At 72.4% G+C, this 20,016-nt stretch carries 19 protein-coding genes; 11 read left to right on the forward strand and 8 right to left on the reverse strand.

Translation table 11 applies throughout. The features are described from left to right. Nucleotides 1-1,005, forward strand: a 1,005-nt coding sequence (locus tag EES42_RS14415; protein WP_164495240.1) for a Zn-dependent alcohol dehydrogenase, incomplete at its 5' end; no start/stop codon positions are given. A 28-nt stretch (nt 1,006-1,033) separates the two neighbouring features. Here EES42_RS14415 and ppk2 read toward each other — a convergent pair. From ppk2 to EES42_RS14435, 4 genes are read right to left on the reverse strand one after another with little or no spacing between them, the layout of a single operon-like run. Next, complete coding sequence (gene ppk2 / locus EES42_RS14420; protein WP_241196390.1) at nt 1,034-2,074, reverse strand: polyphosphate kinase 2; 1,041 nt, start codon at nt 2,072-2,074, stop codon at nt 1,034-1,036. Next, nucleotides 2,040-3,017 carry a DMT family transporter gene (locus EES42_RS14425; RefSeq protein WP_124718630.1) on the reverse strand — a complete coding sequence of 326 codons (978 nt, stop codon included), beginning with the start codon at nt 3,015-3,017 and terminating at the stop codon, nt 2,040-2,042. The genes ppk2 and EES42_RS14425 overlap by 35 nt, the downstream gene beginning before the upstream one ends. 33 nt (nt 3,018-3,050) lie before the next feature. Then, entirely contained in the window at nt 3,051-3,764 is a 714-nt protein-coding gene (locus EES42_RS14430; RefSeq protein ID WP_124719367.1) for an ArsR/SmtB family transcription factor, read from the reverse strand. A gap of 24 nt (nt 3,765-3,788) precedes the next feature. Continuing rightward, nucleotides 3,789-4,463: a TetR/AcrR family transcriptional regulator gene (locus EES42_RS14435; RefSeq protein ID WP_124718631.1), complete on the reverse strand. Its 675-nt coding sequence runs from the start codon at nt 4,461-4,463 to the stop codon at nt 3,789-3,791. Nucleotides 4,464-4,528: 65 nt separating this feature from the next. Here EES42_RS14435 and EES42_RS14440 point away from each other — a divergent pair, with 65 nt between their 5' ends. From EES42_RS14440 to EES42_RS14450, 3 genes are all read left to right on the forward strand, one after another. Then, entirely contained in the window at nt 4,529-5,680 is a 1,152-nt protein-coding gene (locus EES42_RS14440; RefSeq protein WP_124718632.1) for an acyl-CoA dehydrogenase family protein, read from the forward strand. Between the two features lie 90 nt (nt 5,681-5,770). After that, on the forward strand, nt 5,771-6,061 hold the full coding sequence (locus tag EES42_RS14445; RefSeq protein WP_189276305.1) for a YiaA/YiaB family inner membrane protein: 291 nt from the start codon (nt 5,771-5,773) through the stop codon (nt 6,059-6,061). Between the two features lie 81 nt (nt 6,062-6,142). Further along, entirely contained in the window at nt 6,143-6,766 is a 624-nt protein-coding gene (locus EES42_RS14450; protein WP_124718634.1) for a TetR/AcrR family transcriptional regulator, read from the forward strand. A 70-nt stretch (nt 6,767-6,836) separates the two neighbouring features. On the opposite strand, the gene EES42_RS14455 is transcribed toward EES42_RS14450, so the two are convergent. Next, nucleotides 6,837-7,298 (reverse strand): MaoC family dehydratase, encoded by a 462-nt coding sequence (locus EES42_RS14455; RefSeq protein WP_124718635.1) that lies wholly within the window; start codon nt 7,296-7,298, stop codon nt 6,837-6,839. A 132-nt stretch (nt 7,299-7,430) separates the two neighbouring features. Here EES42_RS14455 and soxR point away from each other — a divergent pair, with 132 nt between their 5' ends. Then, the gene (gene soxR, locus EES42_RS14460) at nt 7,431-7,919 is read left to right on the forward strand and encodes a redox-sensitive transcriptional activator SoxR (RefSeq protein WP_124718636.1); all 489 of its coding nucleotides are present in this window, start codon (nt 7,431-7,433) and stop codon (nt 7,917-7,919) included. 128 nt (nt 7,920-8,047) lie between these two features. On the opposite strand, the gene EES42_RS14465 is transcribed toward soxR, so the two are convergent. Continuing rightward, a complete protein-coding gene (locus tag EES42_RS14465) occupies nt 8,048-8,647 on the reverse strand; it encodes a hypothetical protein (RefSeq protein ID WP_124718637.1) in 600 nt (199 codons plus the stop codon). A gap of 271 nt (nt 8,648-8,918) precedes the next feature. Here EES42_RS14465 and EES42_RS14470 point away from each other — a divergent pair, with 271 nt between their 5' ends. Then, complete coding sequence (locus EES42_RS14470) at nt 8,919-11,744, forward strand: penicillin acylase family protein (RefSeq protein ID WP_124718638.1); 2,826 nt, start codon at nt 8,919-8,921, stop codon at nt 11,742-11,744. Nucleotides 11,745-11,795: 51 nt separating this feature from the next. Here the strand turns inward: EES42_RS14470 and EES42_RS14475 are convergent, their stop codons facing one another. Next, nucleotides 11,796-13,061 carry an exo-beta-N-acetylmuramidase NamZ family protein gene (locus EES42_RS14475; RefSeq protein ID WP_124718639.1) on the reverse strand — a complete coding sequence of 422 codons (1,266 nt, stop codon included), beginning with the start codon at nt 13,059-13,061 and terminating at the stop codon, nt 11,796-11,798. 185 nt (nt 13,062-13,246) lie between these two features. Between EES42_RS14475 and EES42_RS14480 the strand changes: the two genes are divergently transcribed. The 3 genes from EES42_RS14480 to EES42_RS14490 are packed head-to-tail and all read left to right on the forward strand — an operon-like array spanning nt 13,247 to nt 16,297. Further along, nucleotides 13,247-14,011, forward strand: a complete 765-nt coding sequence (locus tag EES42_RS14480) for an SDR family oxidoreductase (protein ID WP_124718640.1) — start codon at nt 13,247-13,249, stop codon at nt 14,009-14,011. Next, a complete protein-coding gene (locus EES42_RS14485; RefSeq protein WP_124718641.1) occupies nt 14,008-15,666 on the forward strand; it encodes an AMP-binding protein in 1,659 nt (552 codons plus the stop codon). The genes EES42_RS14480 and EES42_RS14485 overlap by 4 nt, the downstream gene beginning before the upstream one ends. Before the next feature lie 37 nt (nt 15,667-15,703). Then, nucleotides 15,704-16,297 (forward strand): TetR/AcrR family transcriptional regulator, encoded by a 594-nt coding sequence (locus tag EES42_RS14490; protein WP_124718642.1) that lies wholly within the window; start codon nt 15,704-15,706, stop codon nt 16,295-16,297. Here EES42_RS14490 and EES42_RS14495 read toward each other — a convergent pair. Beyond that, nucleotides 16,236-17,174: a LysR family transcriptional regulator gene (locus EES42_RS14495; RefSeq protein ID WP_124718643.1), complete on the reverse strand. Its 939-nt coding sequence runs from the start codon at nt 17,172-17,174 to the stop codon at nt 16,236-16,238. The genes EES42_RS14490 and EES42_RS14495 overlap by 62 nt on opposite strands. A gap of 74 nt (nt 17,175-17,248) precedes the next feature. On the opposite strand from EES42_RS14495, the gene EES42_RS44705 reads away from it, so the two are divergent. After that, nucleotides 17,249-17,413, forward strand: coding sequence for a hypothetical protein (locus tag EES42_RS44705; protein ID WP_164495241.1), 165 nt, complete (start codon nt 17,249-17,251; stop codon nt 17,411-17,413). A gap of 60 nt (nt 17,414-17,473) precedes the next feature. Beyond that, nucleotides 17,474-20,016: HEAT repeat domain-containing protein (locus tag EES42_RS44710; protein ID WP_241196391.1), on the forward strand; the 2,543-nt coding region annotated here is incomplete at its 3' end.

Genomic DNA, 20,016 nt, shown 5'->3' on the forward strand with positions numbered 1-20,016 from the left:
GGCCGGGTGCGGGTCGCCCTCGCCGCCGCCGGCGTCTGCCACTCCGACCTCTCGCTGTCCAACGGCACCATGCGGGTGCCCGTCCCCGCCGTCCTCGGCCATGAGGGCGCGGGCACCGTCACCGCGGTCGGCGAGGGCGTCACCCAGGTGGCACCCGGCGACGGGGTCGTCCTCAACTGGGCGCCTTCCTGCGGAAGTTGTCACGCCTGCACGCTGGGCGAGGTCTGGCTCTGCGCGAACGCCCTGAACGGTGCGGGCGCCGTGCACGCCCGGCGTACGGACGACGGCAGCGAACTGCACCCCGGTCTCAACGTCGCCGCGTTCGCCGAGGAGACGGTGGTCGCCGCCGACTGCGTACTGCCCGTTCCGGACGGCATCCCGCTCACCGACGCGGCCCTCCTGGGCTGCGCAGTCCTCACCGGCTACGGCGCCGTGCACCACTCGGCGCAGCTGCGCGAGGGCGAGACGGTCGCGGTGTTCGGCGCCGGGGGAGTGGGGCTGGCCGCGCTCCAGGCCGCCCGCATCGCGGGCGCCTCGCGCATCGTCGCGGTCGACGTGTCCCCGCAGAAGGAGGAGCTGGCCCGCCGGGCCGGTGCCACCGACTACGTGGTCGCCTCGGAGAACACCGCCCGCGAGATCCGGGCCCTCACCGGCAAACAGGGGGTGGACGCCGCCATCGAGTGCGTGGGCCGCGCCGCCACCATCCGTACCGCCTGGGAGTCGACCCGCCGCGGCGGCCGGACCACGGTCGTCGGCATCGGCGGCAAGGACCAGCAGGTCACCTTCAACGCCCTGGAACTCTTCCACTGGGGGCGCACCCTCTCCGGCTGCGTCTACGGCAACTCCGACCCGGCGCGGGACCTGCCGGTCCTGGCCGGCCACATCAGGGAGGGCCGGCTGGACCTGGGCGCCCTGGTGACGGAACGCATCACCCTGGACGGCATCCCGGCGGCGTTCGACAACATGATCGCGGGCAAGGGGGGACGGGCCCTGGTGGTGTTCTGACGGCCCGTCCCGTGATCCCTCGCCGGGCTCAGTCCGTGGGCCCGGCGAGGGCCTTGTCCGTGGTGAGCAGCCGGGCGTCCATCTCGCCCTGCTCGAAGAGCCGGGAGGCCGGACCCACGATCAGCGGGTCCGGCTCGTGGGCCACCGCCGTGTCCTTGTCCGGGTAGTCGAAGCGGTGCAGCACATGCCGGATCGCCTCCAGCCTGGCCCGCTTCTTGTCGTTGCTCTTCACCACGGTCCAGGGCGCGTCCGCCGTGTCCGTGTGGAACAGCATCAGCTCCTTGGCCTCCGTGTACGCGTCCCACTTGTCCAGTGAGGCGAGGTCGACCGGGCTGAGCTTCCACTGCCGCACCGGATCGATCTGGCGGATCATGAACCGGTTGCGCTGCTCGTTGCGGGAGACGGAGAACCAGAACTTCACGAGATGGATGCCGTCCCGGGCGAGCATCCGCTCGAAGCCCGGTGCCTGGTGCATGAATTCGAGGTACTCGCGGGTGGTGCAGAACCCCATCACCCGCTCCACACCGGCCCGGTTGTACCAGGACCGGTCGAAGAGCACGATCTCCCCGGCGGACGGCAGATGCGCCGTGTACCGCTGGAAGTACCACTGGGTGCGCTCGCGTTCGGTGGGCTTCTCCAGCGCCACCACCCGCGCGCCACGGGGGTTGAGGTGCTCGGTGAACCGTTTGATCGTGCCGCCCTTGCCGGCCGCGTCCCGCCCCTCGAAGAGGATGACGAGGCGTTCGTCGCGCTCCTTCACCCAGTGCTGGAGCTTGAGCAGTTCGATCTGCAGGGCGCGCTTGGACTTCTCGTACGCCTTGCGGCCGAGCTTGTGGTCGTACGGGTAGTCCTCCCGCCAGGCGTCCCGCGCCCGGCCCTCGGGCGTCACCAGGACCGGATCGTCGTCGCCGCTGTCGGCCACCCGGAAGCCTTCGAGCCCGGGGCCGCCGTACCGGGCCGCCTCGGTGAGCGCGGCCGGCCCGGATTCCCGGTCCCAGGCCGGCTTCTCCCTCGGGCTCTTCTTCGCCGTCCGCTCAGCGCCGCTCGGTTTCCGGGTGTTCCGCGTCATGTCGGCGTCCCTCCACCGGCCGTGCCGGATTCTTCCGCGTCAGGCCAGTGTGCGGACGCATCCGGGAGACCGCCACCCCGGCCAGGCAGAGCAGCCCGCCGCCGACGGTGAGCGGCGCGGGCACCTCGTCCAGCACCAGCCAGGACATCAGCACCACCAGCGCCGGTACCGCGTACGTGGTGGCGCCCATCCGCCCCGCGGTGGTCCGGGCCAACGCGTAGGCCCAGGTGGTGAAGGCCAGCGCGGTCGGGAAGAGGCCCAGATAGACCATGTTCAGGGTGGCGGACAGCGGTGCGTCGGCGGCGTCGGAGATCAGCGCTCCGGAGAACGGCAGACAGGCGACGGTGCCGACCAGGCAGCCGAAGGTGGTGATCTGCAGCGCGGAGCCGTGCCGCAGCGCGGGCTTCTGGCGTACCACCCCGGTCGCGTACGCGACGGCGGCCAGCAGGCACAGCAGCACGCCGAGCACCGAGGCACCGCCCTCCCCGGACATCGAGAGCCCCACCACCGCGGCGCCCGCGAACGACACGGCCATGCCCGCCAGCAGCCTGCCGGGCAGCCCCTCGCCCAGCATCCGGGCACCGAGCAGCGCGATCAGCAGCGGGCCGATGTTCACCACCATCGCGGCGGTGCCCGCGTCGACCTGCTGCTCACCCCAGTTGAGCACCACCATGTAGAGCCCGAACCAGAGGAGCCCGGACCAGATGATCCCCGGCCGGGCGGCCCGCGGAGGCAGCCCCTCGCGCCGCACCAGCAGCAGCGCGCCGAGCGCCAGCGAGCCGGCGAGCAGCCGGCCGAGGGCGAGCGCACCGGGCGAGTAGGCCTCGCCGGCGCTGCGGATGGAGACGAAGGCGGAGGCCCACAGCAGCACGGTGGTGCAGGCCGCGGCGGTGGCCCGCCAGTCGCGGTGCGCGGCGGGGGAGGAGGTCGGGGGCGTAGTCATGGCTCCGACGGTAGGGCCGCGACCGTTCGGCCCCTACCGAATTGTCTCCGGCTCGATGCCGAGGCGCTCGTACAGCGCCCGCTCCCCGGCCGGGGTGGCCTTCACCGCCCGTCCGGACCCGATCCGTACGCACCACCCGGCGTCCAGCGCATGGCGGCACAGCGCGGCACCCGCCACCCCGGCCAGGTGCGGCCTGCGCTCCGTCCAGTCCAGGCAGCTCCGTACGAGGGGACGCCGCGAGCCCGTCTCCAGGCCGATGCCCAGTTCGTCGAACCAGCGCAGGCCCTCGCCGGTGAGCGCGAAGCCGGTGTCCCGCTCCAGCAGCCCCCGTACGGCCATGGCGTCGGCGATCGCGATGCCGATCCGCCCCGCGAGATGGTCGTAGCAGGTGCGGCCGCGGGCCATCGCGCTGCCCGCGCTCACCGCGCCCAGGGTGCGCGGACGCTCGGGCGGGGAGCCGGGGACGACGTGGGCCGCCAGGTCCTCGACGAGGTGCGCGATCCGTTCGTCGGCCAGCCGCAGATAGCGGTGGCGGCCCTGCCGCTCCTCGGCCAGCAGACCGCCCGCGACGAGCTTGCCGAGGTGTTCGCTGGCGGTCGACGGTGCCACGGAGGCGTACCGGGCCAGTTCGCCGGCGGTCCAGGCGCGGCCGTCGAGCAGGGCCAGGCAGAAGGCGGCGCGGGTCTCGTCGGCGAGGAGCGCGGCCAGGGCGGCGAGCCGGGGCGCGGCCGGGTCGGGGTGTGCCATGCGTGCCATGGGAACCAGGATGCGTCAGGAACGCTTCGGCGCCGGCCGAACCGTCCCGGCCGGTGCCAGCAGCTCGTACTGGGCCGAGAGGCCGTCGACCAGGGCCCGCAGCCCGGTCTCGAAGGCCCCCTCGTCGATCTTCCGGCCCCGCTCGGCCAGCAGATGGGCCTGACCGAGGTGCGGGTAGTCGGCGGGGTCGTACGCCGTCTCGTCGTCGACGAAGCCGCGGGCGAAGGAACCCAGTGCCGAACCGGTGATGAAGTAGCGCATCAGCGCCCCGATGTACGTGGCCTGGGCGGGCGGCCAGCCGGCCCTGACCATCGCGCCGAACACCGCGTCGGCGACCCGGAGACCGGCCGGCCGGCGCCCCGGGCCCTGGGCCAGCACCGGAACGATGTGCGGGTGCTCGGTGAGCGCCGCACGATAGGAGACGGCCCAGTCGTGCAGGGCGGCGCGCCAGTCGCGGGTGTCCGACTCGTCGAACATCGACAGATCGACCTGCGCGGACACGGCGTCCGCGACCGCGTCCAGGATCTCGTCCTTGTTGCGGAAGTGGTTGTAGAGCGAGGGTCCGCTGACCCCGAGTTCGGCCGCGAGCCGGCGGGTGGAGACGGCGTCGAGCCCCTCGGAGTCCACGAGCGCGCTCGCCGTCACGATGATGCGGTCTCTGCTGAGGAGGGGCTTGCGCGGTCGGGCCATGCGGCACATAGTAGGGCCTGCAAGCACAAAACTAGCAGTGCTAATTAAAGTGTGGGAGTCGAAGGATGAACCTGGAGCTCAGCGAGGAGCAGGAAGCCGTCCGGCGGCTCGCCAAGGACTTCGTCGCCCGTGAGATCGCCCCGCATGTCGTGGCGTGGGACCGGGCCGAGAACGTCGACAGGTCGATCGTGAAGAAGCTGGGCTCGGTGGGCTTCCTCGGGCTGACCGTTCCCGAGGAGTACGGCGGCTCCGGCGGCGACCACCTGACCTACTGCCTGGTCACCGAGGAGCTCGGCCGCGGTGACTCCTCGGTCCGCGGCATCGTCTCCGTCTCCCTCGGCCTGGTCGCCAAGACCATCGCCGCCCGGGGCGACGAGGAGCAGAAGCGGCACTGGCTGCCGAGGCTCACCGCGGGCGAGGCGATCGGCTGCTTCGGCCTCACCGAGCCGGGCACCGGCTCGGACGCCGGGAATCTGACGACGAGGGCCGTCCGGGACGGCGACGACTACGTCATCAACGGCAGCAAGATGTTTATCACCAACGGCACCTGGGCCGATGTGGTGCTGCTCTTCGCCCGCACCAACGACACCCCCGGCCACCGGGGCATATCCGCCTTCCTGGTCCCCACCGACACCCCTGGTCTCGGCCGCCGCACCATCCACGGCAAGCTCGGCCTGCGCGGCCAGGCCACCGCCGAGGTGGTCCTGGAGGACGTGAGGGTGCCCGCATCGGCGCTCATGGGCCCGGAGGGCAAGGGCTTCTCCATCGCCATGTCCGCTCTCGCCAAGGGGCGGATGTCGGTCGCGGCCGGCTGCGTCGGCATCGCCCAGGCCGCCCTGGACGCCGCCGTGGGCTACGCGGCCGAGCGCGAACAGTTCGGCAAGTCCATCGCGAGCTACCAGCTCGTCCAGGAACTCATCAGCGACATCGCCGTGGACGTGGACGCCGCCCGGCTGCTGACCTGGCGGGTGGCCGACCTCGTCGACCGTGGCGAGGACTTCGCCACCGCCGCCTCCAAGGCGAAGCTCTTCGCGTCCGAGGCCGCCGTCCGCGCCGCCAACAACGCGCTCCAGGTCTTCGGCGGCTACGGCTACATCGACGAATACCCGGTCGGCAAGCTGCTGCGCGACGCCCGGGTGATGACCCTGTACGAGGGCACCAGCCAGATCCAGAAGCTGATCATCGGCCGCGCGCTCACCGGGGTCTCCGCCTTCTGAACCGGCGCCGTCGTTCGAACGGGCGTCTGAGTACCGGGCTGAGTAGCAGAGCGGATGTGGCGCACGCCACGTCGGCCGATGCTGGGCGCCATGAGTGAGACAGCACAGGTCAAGCAGCAGGGCACCGCCGCCTTCTACGGCCAGGCCGTCGCCTCCTTCGGGGTGGCGATGGGCGCGGTGGCTCTCGGTATCTACTTCCTCGACGCCGACGCCTGGGTCCGCGGATTCCTCGCGATCGGTGTCCTCTACCTCGTCACGTCCTGCTTCACCCTGGCCAAGGTCATCCGCGACCGCCAGGAGGCGGGGCGGATCGTCAGCCGGGTCGACCAGGCCCGGCTGGAGAAGATCCTCGCCGAGCACGACCCCTTCCAGAAGCTCTGACGATCCCGCCGGACGGACCCTAAGCGCTTGCTCAGGTTCGGGGTATGGTGTTCGTCCTGCTGACGAGAGGGGCGAGTGACGATGAGCACGGCGGAGGAGACCGACGGCGACAGTGCGCCGTGGGCCGAGGTGACGCCCGAGGCGGCCCGGCGGCTGCTCGTCGCCGCCGTCGACGCCTTCGCCGAGCGCGGGTACCACGCCACCACCACCCGCGACATCGCGGGCCGGGCCGGGATGAGTCCCGCCGCGCTCTACATCCACTACAAGACGAAGGAAGAACTGCTCCACCGGATCAGCCGGATCGGCCACGACCGCGCCCTGTTCGTCCTGGAGGCGGCCGCCGACGGCGGGGGCACGGCGGCCGAGCGGCTCGCCGAGGCGGTGCGGTCCTTCGTCCGCTGGCACGCCGAGCGGCACACCACCGCCCGCGTGGTCCAGTACGAACTCGACGCCCTCGGCGAGGAGCACCGCACCGAGATCGTCGAACTGCGGCGCAGGAGCGACGCGGTGGTGCGCCGGATCATCGGTGAAGGCGTGCAGGCGGGGGAGTTCGACGTCCCCGACGTGCCGGGCACCACGCTCGCCGTGCTCTCGCTCTGCATCGACGTGGCGCGCTGGTTCAACGAGCAGGGCAGCCGGACACCGGACGAGGTCGGCGAACTCTACGCCGGCCTCGTGCTGCGCATGGTCGCGGCCGAGCGGTAGTGCGACGGCCCGGCGGCGATCCGCCGCCGGGCCGGATGTGCCGGAACCGGGCGTGCCGGAGCCGGACGCGTCAGAAGTAGTAGCGCGACACCGACTCGGCCACGCACACCGGCTTGTCGCCGCCCTCGCGCTCGACCGTGACGACGGCGGTGACCTGCACCCCGCCGCCGGCCTCCTCGACGCTCTTCAGGACGGCCGACGCACGCAGCCGCGAGCCCACCGGCACGGTCGACGGGAAGCGGACCTTGTTCGTCCCGTAGTTGATGCCCATCTTCATGCCCTCGACCCGCATGATCTGCGGTACGAGCGTCGGCAGCAGCGAGAGCGTGAGATAGCCGTGCGCGATCGTCTTGCCGAACGGTCCGGCGGCGGCCCGCTCCGGGTCCACGTGGATCCACTGGTGGTCACCGGTGGCCTCGGCGAAGAGGTCGATCCGCTTCTGCTCGATCTCCAGCCAGTCGCTGTGTCCCAGCTGCTCGCCCACTCCGTCGCGCAGCTCCTGCGCGGACGTGAAGATCCTCGGCTCTGCCATGTCCCTGGTCCCTGCCTTTCCCGCTCCGGGCCGTCCCTCGTCGCGCTGTCTAAGCGCTTGCTCAGCATGGTTGGCGGGTGCGTTCCTGTCAACGACGGACCCGGCCCTAGGCGGGCCAGTAGGGTTGGAGGGGTGCCCCAGATCCCACAGACGCTCCATGAACTCACGGTCGGACAGCTCTCCGCGCGCAGCGGCGCCGCTGTTTCGGCCCTGCACTTCTACGAGGCCAAGGGCCTGATCAGCAGTCGCCGCACCAGCGGCAACCAGCGTCGCTACACCAGGGACGCGCTGCGCAGGGTGGCGTTCATCCGCGCGGCGCAGCGGGTCGGCATCCCGCTCGCCACCATCCGGGACGCCCTCGCCGAACTCCCCGAGGAGCGGACCCCGAACCGCGACGACTGGGCACGGCTCTCCGCGGCCTGGCGCTCCGAACTGGACGACCGCATCGCGCGGCTGACGCGGCTGCGGGACCACCTCACCGACTGCATCGGCTGCGGCTGCCTGTCGCTGGAGAACTGCGTGCTCTCCAATCCGGACGACGTCTCCGGCCGGCAGATCAGCGGCTCGCGCCTGATGCCGGAGCGCCCGTCGGCCGGGCGTCCGTCGGCCGGGCGTCCGTAACCGGGCGTCCGTAGACCGGGCGTCCGTAGGCCGAGTGCCCGTAGACCATGCGTCTGTGGGCCGAGCGCCCGTGGGCCGGTGTGTGCCGGCCGGTCCCCCGTGGGCCCGTCGGCCTGTCCCGGAGCGGGTCACGCCGCGGAGGCCAGATCCCGTCGTCCCGCGTTGCGGGCCTTGGCCAGTGCCGCCGGGGTGAGTACCGGCTGCGGCACCTCGATCCCGCAGTCCGTGCAGACCGGGCCCGACCACGGCTCGTGGAGCCAGCGGAGGTCGGTGCCCGCGCACACCGGGCAGGCCGTGCCGGGGGCCGACTCCAGCGCCGCGATCAGCCGGCGCAGTACCTCGGCGAGCGGCCGGGAGGGATGCACCGCCGGGTCCTCGCAGCGGGCGACCCCGTTGCCGCCCCAGGTGAGCCGGTGCCAGTCGTCGAACGCGCCGGGCCGGCGCAGCCCGTCGTGCTTCTCCCGCCTGCGGCGCTCGGCGAACCCGGTCTCGTAACCGAGCCAGACCGACCGCGCCGCCTCCAGTTCGTCCAGCGCGCGCATCAGCCGCGCCGGATCGGGGGACCGGTCCTCGGGCCCGATGCCGTGCCGCACGCACAGATGGTCCCAGGTCGCCCGATGTCCGTAAGGGGCGAACCTCTCCAGGCACTTGCGCAGCGAATACCGCCGCAGTGCAAGGTCGCTCCGTGGATCGCGGACCTGTCTCGCAAGACTCCGGAATCCCGCCACCGCACCGTCACCTCCGTCGCTCGTACTTCGGCGTCCAGGGCCTTTCGTCCGGGTCGGGCCGGACGTAAACGAAAGGCCCTGGGAATGGACGTACGACGCTCCGATTCGGATCCATCGGGGAACGACATCGTCCGAAAAGCGGTACCTCCCGGCACCGCGACGCCGCGGACCGCGCGGCATGTGACGATTCAGAAAAAGTGACGGTTGTTCACCTTACCGACGGGTCATACCGCCAGTAACCTCCGGCGCACAGCCTCTCGGAGGAGCGCGCATGCCCCCACGCACCGTCAAGCTCAGAGCCGCCACCGTAGCGGCGGTCCTCGCACTCGGCACCACTCTGCTCGCGGCCTCGCCGCAGGCCGGCGCCGCGGCGGAACCCACACCCGTCACCGACTACTGCCAGGGGCAGTGCGACGACATCCTGCCCCCGGGCGAGAACGGGAACGCCACCCTCGTCGAGATCCTCGGCAACAAGGCGTTCGGTACGCATCCCGCCCACAGCGACGACCAACTCGACCGCTACAACGGCCTGGTGGCCGGACACTCGGGTCTCACCGACCAGAAGCTGACCGACTTCTTCAACGACGCCTCGTTCGGCGTGCCGAAGGACCAGGTCGAGTCCGTCACCTCGCCCCGCGACGACGTCACCATCACCCGTGACAAGGCGTCCGGTGTCCCGCACATCAAGGGCACCACCCGCTACGGCACCGAGTTCGGCGCCGGGTTCGCCGCCGGGCAGGACCGGCTCTGGCTGATGGACCTCTTCCGCCACATCGGACGCGGCGAGCTGACCTCGTTCGCGGGTGGCGCCCTTGCCAACCAGGGCCTGGAGCAGCAGTTCTGGCCGCAGGCCCCGTACACCGAGGAAGACCTCGAAGCCCAGGTCGAGCAGATCAGGACCCGCGAGGGCGCCCGCGGCGAACAGGCCATGGCCGATGCCCAGGCGTATGTCGACGGCATCAACGCCTACCGGGAGAAGTCCAAGAAGGGCCGCTACTTCCCGGGCGAGTACGTCCTCACCGGCAAGATCGACGCCATCACCAACGCCGGCGAGATCCAGCCGTTCAAGCTGACCGACCTGATCTCCATCGCCTCGGTCGTCGGCGGCCAGTTCGGCGGCGGCGGTGGCGGGGAGGTGCAGGCGGCGCTCTCGCTGCTGGCGGCCCAGCAGAAGTACGGCGTCGCCGAAGGCACCAAGGTCTGGGAGTCCTTCCGCCAGCGCGAGGACCCCGAGGCCGTGCTGACGATCCATGACGGCACCTCGTTCCCCTACGCGGGCAAGCCCGACAAGGCGCGCGGCACCGCGCTGCCCGACGCCGGGTCCGTCACCGCTGAGCCCCTGATCCACGACCGGACCGGCTCCGCGGGCACCGACAGGAAGGCACCGGTCAGGGCCCCGGGCGCGCTCAAGAAGGCGCAGGGGATCTACGACGACGGCGTCATACCCGAGGGCTCACTGCCGGGTTCCGGCTCCGGCGCCCAGAAGCGCGGCATGTCCAACGCCCTGCTGGTCTCCGGGAAGCACACCGCGAGCGGAAACCCCGTCGCCGTGTTCGGGCCGCAGACCGGCTACTTCGCCCCGCAGCTGATGATGCTCCAGGAACTCCAGGGGCCGGGCATCAGCGCCCGCGGCGTCTCCTTCGCCGGTGTCGGCATGTACATCCAGATGGGCCGCGGCCAGGACTACGCCTGGAGCGCCACCTCGGCCGGCCAGGACATCACCGACACCTACGCCGTCGACCTGTGCGAGCCCGACGGCTCCACGCCGTCCAAGGACTCCACGCACTACCTCTACCGCGGCAGCTGCACCGCCATGGAGACCCTGGAGCGCACCAACTCCTGGAAGCCGACCGTCGCCGACTCCACGGCGAAGGGCTCCTACCGGATGCAGGTGAGGCGCACGAACTACGGCATCGTCACCCACCGCGCCACCGTGGGCGGCAAGCCCGTCGCGTACACCTCGCTGCGCACCACCTACCGGCACGAGGCCGACTCGATCATCGGCTTCCAGATGCTCAACGACCCGTCGTACGTCAAGGACGCCGCCACCTTCCAGCGGGCGGCGAGCAACATCGACTACGCCTTCAACTGGTTCTACGCCGACTCCCGCACCGCCGCCTACTACAACAGCGGCATGAACCCGGTGCGCGCGCCGGGCGTCGACCCGGCGCTGCCGGTGCGGGCCGAGCGGGCCTACGAGTGGCAGGGGTACGAACCGGCCCTCAACAACGCCGCGTACACCCCGTTCGCCGAGCACCCGCACTCCAGCGGGCAGGACTACTACATCTCCTGGAACAACAGGCAGGCCAAGGGGTACGCCGCCGCGGGCTTCGGTCTCGGCGCGGTGCACCGGGGTGATCTGCTGGACGACCGGGTGGCGAAGCTGGTCGAGGAGGGCGGGGTGACCCGCGCGTCCCTCACCCGGGCCATGGCCGAGGCCGCGGTCACCGATCTGCGCGGCGAGCAGCTGCTGCCCGAACTGCTGAAGGTGATCCGCTCCCGTCCGGTGACCGATCCCGGACTCGACGGTGCCGTACAGCAGTTGGAGTCCTGGCGGGCGGCGGGCTCGGAGCGCAGGGAGAACAGCCCCGGCTCGCACACGTACACCCACGCCGACGCGGTGCGGATCATGGACGCGTGGTGGCCGAAGCTGGTCGAGGCGGAGTTCAGGCCGGGGCTCGGCGAGGGCCTGTACGGAGCGCTGACCGACAGCCTCGCCACCGACGAGTCCCCGGCGGCGAGCCACGGGCCGAGCGGGGCGCACAGCGGATCCGCGTTCCAGTACGGCTGGTGGGGCTTCGTGGACAAGGACCTGCGCCAGGTCCTGGGGCAGCCGGTCAAGGGGCCGCTGGCCAAGTCGTACTGCGGCAGCGGTGATCCGGACAGCTGCCGGGACGCACTGCTCACGTCGCTGAAGCAGGCCGTGGCCCAGCCGGCCACGGAGGTCTATCCCGGGGACGACAACTGCAAGGCGGGCGAGCAGTGGTGCTCCGACTCGATCGTCCACCGGCCGCTCGGCGGGATCGGCCAGAAGGCGATCCACTGGCAGAACCGCCCGACGTACCAGCAGGTGGTGGAGTTCCCGGCGCACCGCTAGGAACCGGTCGGCCGGGCGGGCCCGCACTCGACGGGCCCGCCCGGCCTCACCTCACCGGTACTGGAGGTACCGCTTGCGCACGGCCCGGAACGCGGCGAGGTCCTGCGCCCAGGCGCCGACGACCTCATCCGTGTCCGCGCCCGCGTCGATCATCGTGCGGACCCGGGTGTTGCCGGTGAGCTTGTCGATCCAGTTGTCCGCGCGCCACTCGAACCCGCTCCAGGTCCGCTTCGCCGTCACCAGCAGCGCGATCCCGGTGCGTACCGGGTCGAAGACCTCGCGGTCCTGGACGTGCAGCTGCACCCCGCCGACCGTCTTGCCCTGGAACTTGGAGAACGTCGGCGCGAAGTACGCCTCGCGGAAGGCGACCCCGGGCAGGTCCAGCGCGTTCGCGGCCGCCGCCCAGCGGTGGTCGATGCCCTCGGCGCCGAGCAGTTCGAACGGGCGGGTGGTGCCGCGCCCCTCGGAGAGGTTGGTGCCCTCGAACAGACAGGTCCCCGAGTAGACCAGCGCCGTGTCGGGCGTCGGCATGTTGGGGCTCGGCGGCACCCACGGCAGTCCGGTCGTGTCGAAGAAGTCCGAGCGCTTCCAGCCGGACATCTTCACGATGCGCAGGTCCACCGGCCGTTCGGCCAGGAACCGCGCGTTGAAGAGCAGGGCCAGCTCGGTGACGGTCATGCCGTGCGCCTGCGCGATCTCCCGGCGGCCGACGAAGGTGCCGAACGCCGGGTCGAGCACCGGACCGAGCGCCGCCCGCCCGGTCACCGGGTTCGGCCGGTCCAGGACGACGAACCGCTTCCCCGCGAGAGCGGCCGCCTCCATGCAGTCGTACAGCGTCCAGATGTACGTGTAGAAGCGGGCACCCGCGTCCTGGATGTCGAAGACCACGGTGTCCACGCCGGAGGCGGTGAAGACGTCGGCGAGCGGCTGCCCGCTCTTCAAGTACGTGTCGTAGACCGGGAGTCCGGTCGCCGGGTCGTCGTAGCGCCCCTCCGAACCGCCCGCCTGCGCGGTGCCGCGGAAGCCGTGCTCGGGCCCGAAGACGGCGACCAGGTCCACCCGCTCGTCCGGGTGCATCACATCGACGATGTGGCGGACGTCGGAGGTGATCCCGGTGGGGTTGGTGACGACCCCGATCCTCTCGCCCTTCAGCAGCGCGTAGCCGTCCGCCGCCAGCCGGTCGAAGCCGGTACGGACCCGGCGGTGCCCCTTGCCCGGGGCGGGAGCGGCGGTCGCGGCCCCGGTCCCGGCGGCCGTCGCCGCGAGGGCCCCCACCGCACCGCCGGCGGCCAGCAAACCACGTCTGGACAGGCTCATCGGGCTACCTCCATGATCGCGACGTCTGTCATGGTCACGCACGCTAGCGCGCGTTCGGGCCATACGGAACGAGCCGGACGGGACGGTTGCGACGGGAGTGGCCCCGGGGCGGTGTCCACCCCTTCCGCTCCGGCATACCGACTGGTTAGTCTGCCAGGGCAGTCGGCTGAGAGAGGCGGGACCCGATGAGTGCGGTGCAGGGCGCGGGCGTGGTGGTCACAGGGGCCGGAGGCGGCATCGGAGCCGCGCTGGCCCGCCGGTTCGCCGCGGAGGGCGCGCGGGTCGTGGTCAACGACCTCGACGAGGCGAGGATCAAGGCACTGGCCGAGGAGATCGGCGCCGTCGCCGTCGCCGGGGACGCCTCGCGGATCGTGGACGCCGCCAGGGACGCGCTCGACGGCACCGTCGACATCTACTGCGCCAACGCCGGTCTCGCCTCGCCCGGTGACGTCTTCGCGGACGAGGAGGTCTGGGCCGCGGCCTGGGACGTCAATGTGATGGCCCACGTCCGCGCGGCCAGGGCGCTGCTGCCCGACTGGCTGGAGCGCGGCAGCGGACGCTTCGTCTCGACCGCGTCCGCCGCCGGACTGCTGACGATGATCGGCGCGGCCCCGTACAGCGTCACCAAGCACGGCGTCGTCGCCTTCGCCGAATGGCTCTCGCTCACCTACCGCCACCGCGGCATCAAGGTCCACGCGATCTGCCCGCAGGGTGTGCGTACGGACATGCTCACCGCCGCCGGATCGGCCGGGGAACTGGTCCTCGCCCCCAGCGCCATCGAGCCCGAGGCGGTCGCCGACGCGCTCTTCGACGCCATGGCCGAGGACCGCTTCCTCGTCCTGCCGCACCCCGAGGTCGCCGGGTACTACCGGGCCCGCGGCAAGGACACCGACCAGTGGCTCGGCAGCATGAACCACCTGCAGCGGAAGTGGGAGGAGACCGGCGCATGACCGAGTCCATCTACGCGGCCAAGCCCTGGACCGCCCTGCTCAGCGAGGCCCAGCGGGCCCCCGTCCACCCGGCCGCGAGCCTGGTCCACGCCTTCCGGGACTCCGCCGCCCGCAGCCCCGGGCACCCCGCGCTCGCCTACTTCGACGGACGCCTGAGCTACCGCGAGACCGACGCGCTCTCCGACTCGGTGGCCGGCCATCTCGCCGCCGAGGGGCTGGAGCGCGGCGACCGGGTCGCGATCATGCTGCAGAACACCCCGCAGTTCGTGATCGCGCTGCTCGGCGCCTGGAAGGCCGGCGCCACGGTCGTCCCGCTCAACCCGATGTACAAGTCCGGCGAGGTCGGCCATGTACTGAAGGACGCCGAGGTCACCGCACTGATCTGCGCGGACTCGGCCTGGGAGGCGTATCTGCGGGACACCGCGGCCGCCGCCCCGACGGTACGGACCGTCCTCACCACCAGCGAGCTGGACCTCCAGACGCAGAACGACGCCCGCGTGCTCGGCTTCGAGCGGCTGCCCGTGCCCGGGGACACCGAGGACCTGGTCGCCGTCGCCCGCCGGGGCACCGAGGCCCCCGAGGGGCGCGAACCCGCCGCCGACGACGTGGCGCTGATCAGCTACACCTCCGGGACCAGCGGCACCCCCAAGGGCGCCATGAACTCCCACGGCAACATCATGGTCAACGCCGAGCGCCAGCGGGCCGGGCACCCCGTCGCCGAGGGCTCCTCCTACTTCGCGCTCGCACCGCTCTTCCACATCACCGGCATGGTGTGCCAGCTGGCCGCCTGCCTCACCAACGCGGGCACCCTCGTCCTCGCGTACCGCTTCCACCCGGGCGTCGTCCTCGAAGCCTTCGCCGAGCACCGCCCCGCCTACACCGTGGGCCCGTCCACCGCCTTCATGGCGCTCGCCGCCCACCCGGACGCCACCCCCGGGCACTTCGCCTCCTTCCGGGTGATCTCCTCGGGCGGGGCGCCGCTGCCGCCCGCGCTGGTGGAGAAGTTCCGGGCGGGCTTCGGCCCGTACATCCGCAACGGCTACGGCCTCACCGAGTGCACCGCTCCCTGCGCCTCCGTGCCGCCGGAGCGCGAAGCCCCCGTCGACCCGGTCTCCGGGACGCTGTCGGTCGGTGTCCCCGGCCCCGACACGGTGGTCCGGATCCTCGACGAGAACGGCGCGGAGGTCCCCTTCGGCGAGCAGGGCGAGATCGCGGTCCGCGGCCCGCAGGTCGTCTCCGGCTACTGGCGGCTGCCCGAGGCCACCGCCACCGCCTTCCCGGACGGCGAGCTGCGCACCGGCGACATCGGCTTCATGGACAGCGCGGGCTGGCTCTACGTCGTCGACCGCAAGAAGGACATGATCAACGCCTCCGGCTTCAAGGTCTGGCCGCGCGAGGTGGAGGACGTCCTGTACACCCATCCGGCGGTCCGGGAGGCAGCCGTCGTGGGCGTCCCCGACACCTATCGCGGCGAGACCGTCCGTGCCTACGTCAGCCTGCGGCCCGGCGCCCGCGCCACGCCCGAGGAGCTGAGCGCGTACTGCAAGGAACGGCTCGCCGCGTACAAGTACCCGCGCGAGGTCGAGATCCTGACCGAACTCCCGAAGACGGCGAGTGGGAAGATCCTCAGGCGGGAACTGCGTTCCCCCCGCTAGACCGAATCACGCGCGGTACGGAAGGAAGGTGGCGGCAATGGCCAAGGCGACGGACGGGGAAACGGCTCCCGTCCCTCAGCGGCTGCTGGCCGCCGCCACCCGGCTCTTCGCCGAGCAGGGCTACGACCGCACCTCGGTCCAGGAGATCGTCGAGGCGGCAGGCGTCACCAAGGGGGCGCTCTACCACTACTTCGGCTCCAAGGAGGACCTCCTCCAGGAGGTCTACGCCCGGGTGCTCCGCCTCCAGCAGGAGCGCCTGGACGCCTTCGCCGACGCCGACGCCCCCGTCGAGCAGCGGCTGCGCGACGCCGCGGCGGACGTGGTCGTCACCACCATCGAGAACCTCGACGACGCCTCGATCTTCTTCCGGTCCATGCACCACCTGAGCCCGGAGAAGAACAAGCAGGTCCGGGTGGAGCGGCGCCGCTACCACGAGCGCTTCCGGGCCCTGGTGGAGGAGGGGCAGCACAGCGGAGTGTTCTCCACCGCCACCCCGGCCGACCTGATCGTCGACTACCACTTCGGTTCGGTCCACCACCTGTCCACCTGGTACCGGCCCGACGGCCCGCTCAGCCAGCAGGAGGTCGCCGACCACCTGGCCGACCTGCTGCTGCGCGCGCTGCGTCCCTGAAGCCCGACGGGTCTGTCAGCCGGTCCAGGAGTGCCTCCGCCGCCGGGTTGCGGGGCCGGGGCGCCCGCCCGGCCAGGACCACGGTCCGGCCCGGCTCCGGCTGGCGGATGCTCACGCACGGCAGCCCCGCGTCCTCGCCGATCCGCCGGGGCACGATCGCCACGCCGATGCCGGCCCGTACGAGATCGACGAGCAGCCGGATCTGGGTGACGTCGCAGGTGATCCGGCGCTCCAGCCCGCAGTGCGCGGCCAGTCTCCGCACCGCGGTCTCCAGTCCGGTGCCCGCCCGGAAGTCCACGAACGGCTCGTCGCGCAGGTCCTGGATCAGGGTGCGCCCGGCAGCCGCCAGCCGGTGGCCCGGTGCGGTGATCAGCACCAGGTCCTCGTGCCAGGTCGCGAACCCGGCGATGCCGTCGGGGAGTTCGGCGGCGTCCGGCGCGAGATAGGCGAGATCCAGCTCACCGGCCCGCAGCCCCGCGACCAGCTCCGGCGTCGTCGCCTCGCGCAGCGAGATCTGCACCCCGGGCCACAGCCGGTGGTACGCGGCCAGCTCGGCCGCCAGATCCACGCAGGTCAGGGTCTGTATGGTGCCGATCCTGACCCGGCCGGTCACCAGCCCCGCCACGGCCGCCACCGCGTCCCGGGCCGCCTCGGTCCCGGCGAGCACCGACCGGGCGGCCGGCAGCAGTGCCCGGCCCGCTTCGGTGAGGACCACCCGCCGGCCGGTCCGGTCGAACAGCTCGGCCCCCAGCTCCCGTTCGAGATTGCGCACCGAACTGCTCAGCGCGGACTGCACGATCAGCTCGGCACGGGCGGCGGCGGTGAAACCACCGTGCGTGACGACCGCCATGAAGTGGCGGAGTTGGCGTAGCTCCATCCATCCACGCTATCGATCGCAGCCAGCTGAACCATCTGTTGGACCGATCACGGATGCGGGCCGAAGCTGGAGGTATGACTCACATCCAGCCGTCCGCACACGTCCCCGCGCTCTGGACCGCGGCGTACGGTCCGCACCACTCGCCGGCCGTACGGTTCGCCGCCCGGTGCCTGCTGCGGGTGCGGGCCTTCGTCCGCGAGCTGGCGCTCGCGGACCACGTGGGGTTCGGCGGCTACTGAGAGCGAGGGCGGGGCCAAACCCGTTGGTGGGGCCGGAGCGTGCGCGGTTAGCATCCGACGATGCAGACACCGGCCGACGAACAGTTCCACGACGCCTCGGGCCGGGCCGGAGCAGCCCTGCCCGGCGGGCTCCCGGACGCGCGGGACCGCACACCGGAGACCTTGCGGCAGCTGATCGGGCACGAGGATCCCGGGCAGCGCCATCTGGGGCTGGTCCTGCTCGCCGAGCGCGTCGCGGAGCGCCCCCCGTCCGACGACGTGGAGCCGGCCGAACTCGCCCGGCTGCTGCCCCGATCGCTGACGGGACCGCCGGAGGCGGATCTCCTCCTGGCCGGGCTGTACGAGGAACTCGGCCACCATCTGGGGGGCCGACCCCGGCCGGCTTGGCGCACGGCCGGGCCACTGCCGGTACGGGTACGGATCGCGTGGCTGCGCGCCGATCTGCTCCACGACCCCGCGGTGCTCCGCGACGAGGCCCGGGGGGAACTCCTGTACCAGGCCGTACGGGGCACGAGCATCATCGCTGCGCACCGGCCGGCGCAGCTCGTGGACGAACTGGCGGACAGCGGCGACCCGGTGCTCCAGGCCGAGGCGGTACGGCTGGCCCGGCAGGGGCTGCACGCCGGACTGCTGGCCCCGACGCTGGTCCGGGAGGACCTGATCGGCCTGCTGGGAGCCGACAGCGCCCCCGTGGTCGCCGGCGCGCTGGGCGAACTCGCCGAACCGTGGGCGGCGACGGATCCCCTGCCGCCCGGCCTCCTCGCCCCGTTCCTCGCCGCCGGCCCGGCGCGGGAGCCGGGCGGGGCACGCGAGGAGGGCGCTGTGCGGGATCCGGCCGGGGATCCGGCAGTGGGTCCCGCGCGGGAACGGGCAGAGGGTGCGGCTCGGGAGCCGGGCGGGGCACGCGAGGAGGGCGCTGTGCGGGATCCGGCCGGGGATCCGGCAGTGGGTCCCGCGCGGGAACGGGCAGAGGGTGCGGCGCGGGAGCCGGGCGGGGAAGCCGCGGAGCGGGACGTGGTGCGGGAGTGGCCCGCGGTGGTCGACGCCGCCCTCACGGCCGCCGCACGCCATGGCCACCGGGACCTGCTGCGTCGGGTCGTCGACGACCCCGGACTTCCGCCGGGTCCTCGCCGACGAGGGATGGAACTGCTCGGAGACCTGGCGGACCGCGACGACATCGGCGAGCTCACGGCCGTCGCCGCACGCGATCCCCTGCTGTTCGGCGGTCCGGCCGTGACCTGTCTGCGCGGTCTCCATCGGCGCGGGCACTTCCCGGACGATCCGGACGTCCCCGCCGTCATCGGCCTGGCCCTGTCCGACCACTCGATTCCGCCCCGCGACGTGGCGACGGTCCTCTTCACCTCCCGGAAGGAAACGCTCCGCGTACTGACGGAGGCGCCGGCCGACGATCCCGGCTGGCCGCGACGGCTAGCCCTGCTGGTCGCCCTGGCCGGGCAGGGGGCCGGCGAGCTCCCGGTCGGGGACGCGATCGCACACCTGCTTCCCTCCGCACCGGCACCCGGACCGTTCCTCGACGCGATCCGCGAACTGCGTCACGAGGACGCCGAAGAGGCCGTGATCGCCCTGCTGCCCACCGCCCCTGCCGCGGCCCTGGACACGCTGGAGGCGATCGGCGGGGACCGGACGGTACTGGCCCTGCGCGAGGGGCTGGGCCTCACCACGGACGAGACGGCGCCCCATCTGCGCCCCGTACGGAACCGCGCCCTCGAACTGCTGTGGCTGCTGAACCGCGATCCGGCGTTCCGCCACGAGCTCCTCGTACGGCTCGACCCCGTCGACCTGCCCCCGCGCATCGCCGCCGGCCTCGGCGGCCCGGACGAGCGGGAACTGGCCCTGCTCCGCTCCCACCTGGACCCGGACGAGCCGGTGGCGGCGCTGTGCCGGCTGGCGGCCCACGGCACCGCGGGCACCCTCCCGGTCATCGCCGACCTGCTGCTGCGCATCGTGGCCGAGCAGGCCGCGTCGGGGGAGCCGGGCGCACCCGGCCGTACGGGGGAGTACGGGCAGCCGGCCGGGGAGCCGGTGGTGCCGCAGGAGGTCCTGGACGCGGTGAGCGCCCTGGGCCGCAGGCTGTACGAGCGGGGCGCGATCCGGCCGGTCTGCCTGCTCGGCGCCGAGGACGCGCGGGACGCCGGGAACGCGCTCCTCGCGACCATGGCACTGGATCTGCTGGACCGGCCCGGACTCCTGGACGGTGAGCAGGCGATCCTGCTCGAACTGCTGCTCAGGGCCCCCTGGACGGGCACCCGCGCCCGGGTGCACCGGTTGCTGCGCCACCGCGACCGGCACGTACGCAAGCACGTCATCGCCCTGCTCGCCCGCGACGCCACGGGGGAGGACGCCCAGGCCCTGTCGGCGACGCTGATCGCGCTGACCACCGCGCCGGACATCCAGACCGTCCGGCAGGCGCTGCTCGCCCTGGGCCACGCCCGCGCCCACTGGGCGAGCAGCGCGATCGCCGTCTGCCTCGACCATCCGAACATGAACATCAGGAAGACGGCGGCCGAGGCGCTGGTCCGCGCGGGCACCCCGGCGGCGCTCCCGAAGCTCCTCTTCCGGCTCGGACACGACGAGAACCTCGC

Source organism: Streptomyces sp. ADI95-17 (assembly GCF_003846175.1).
Lineage (GTDB): Bacteria > Actinomycetota > Actinomycetes > Streptomycetales > Streptomycetaceae > Streptomyces > Streptomyces sanglieri.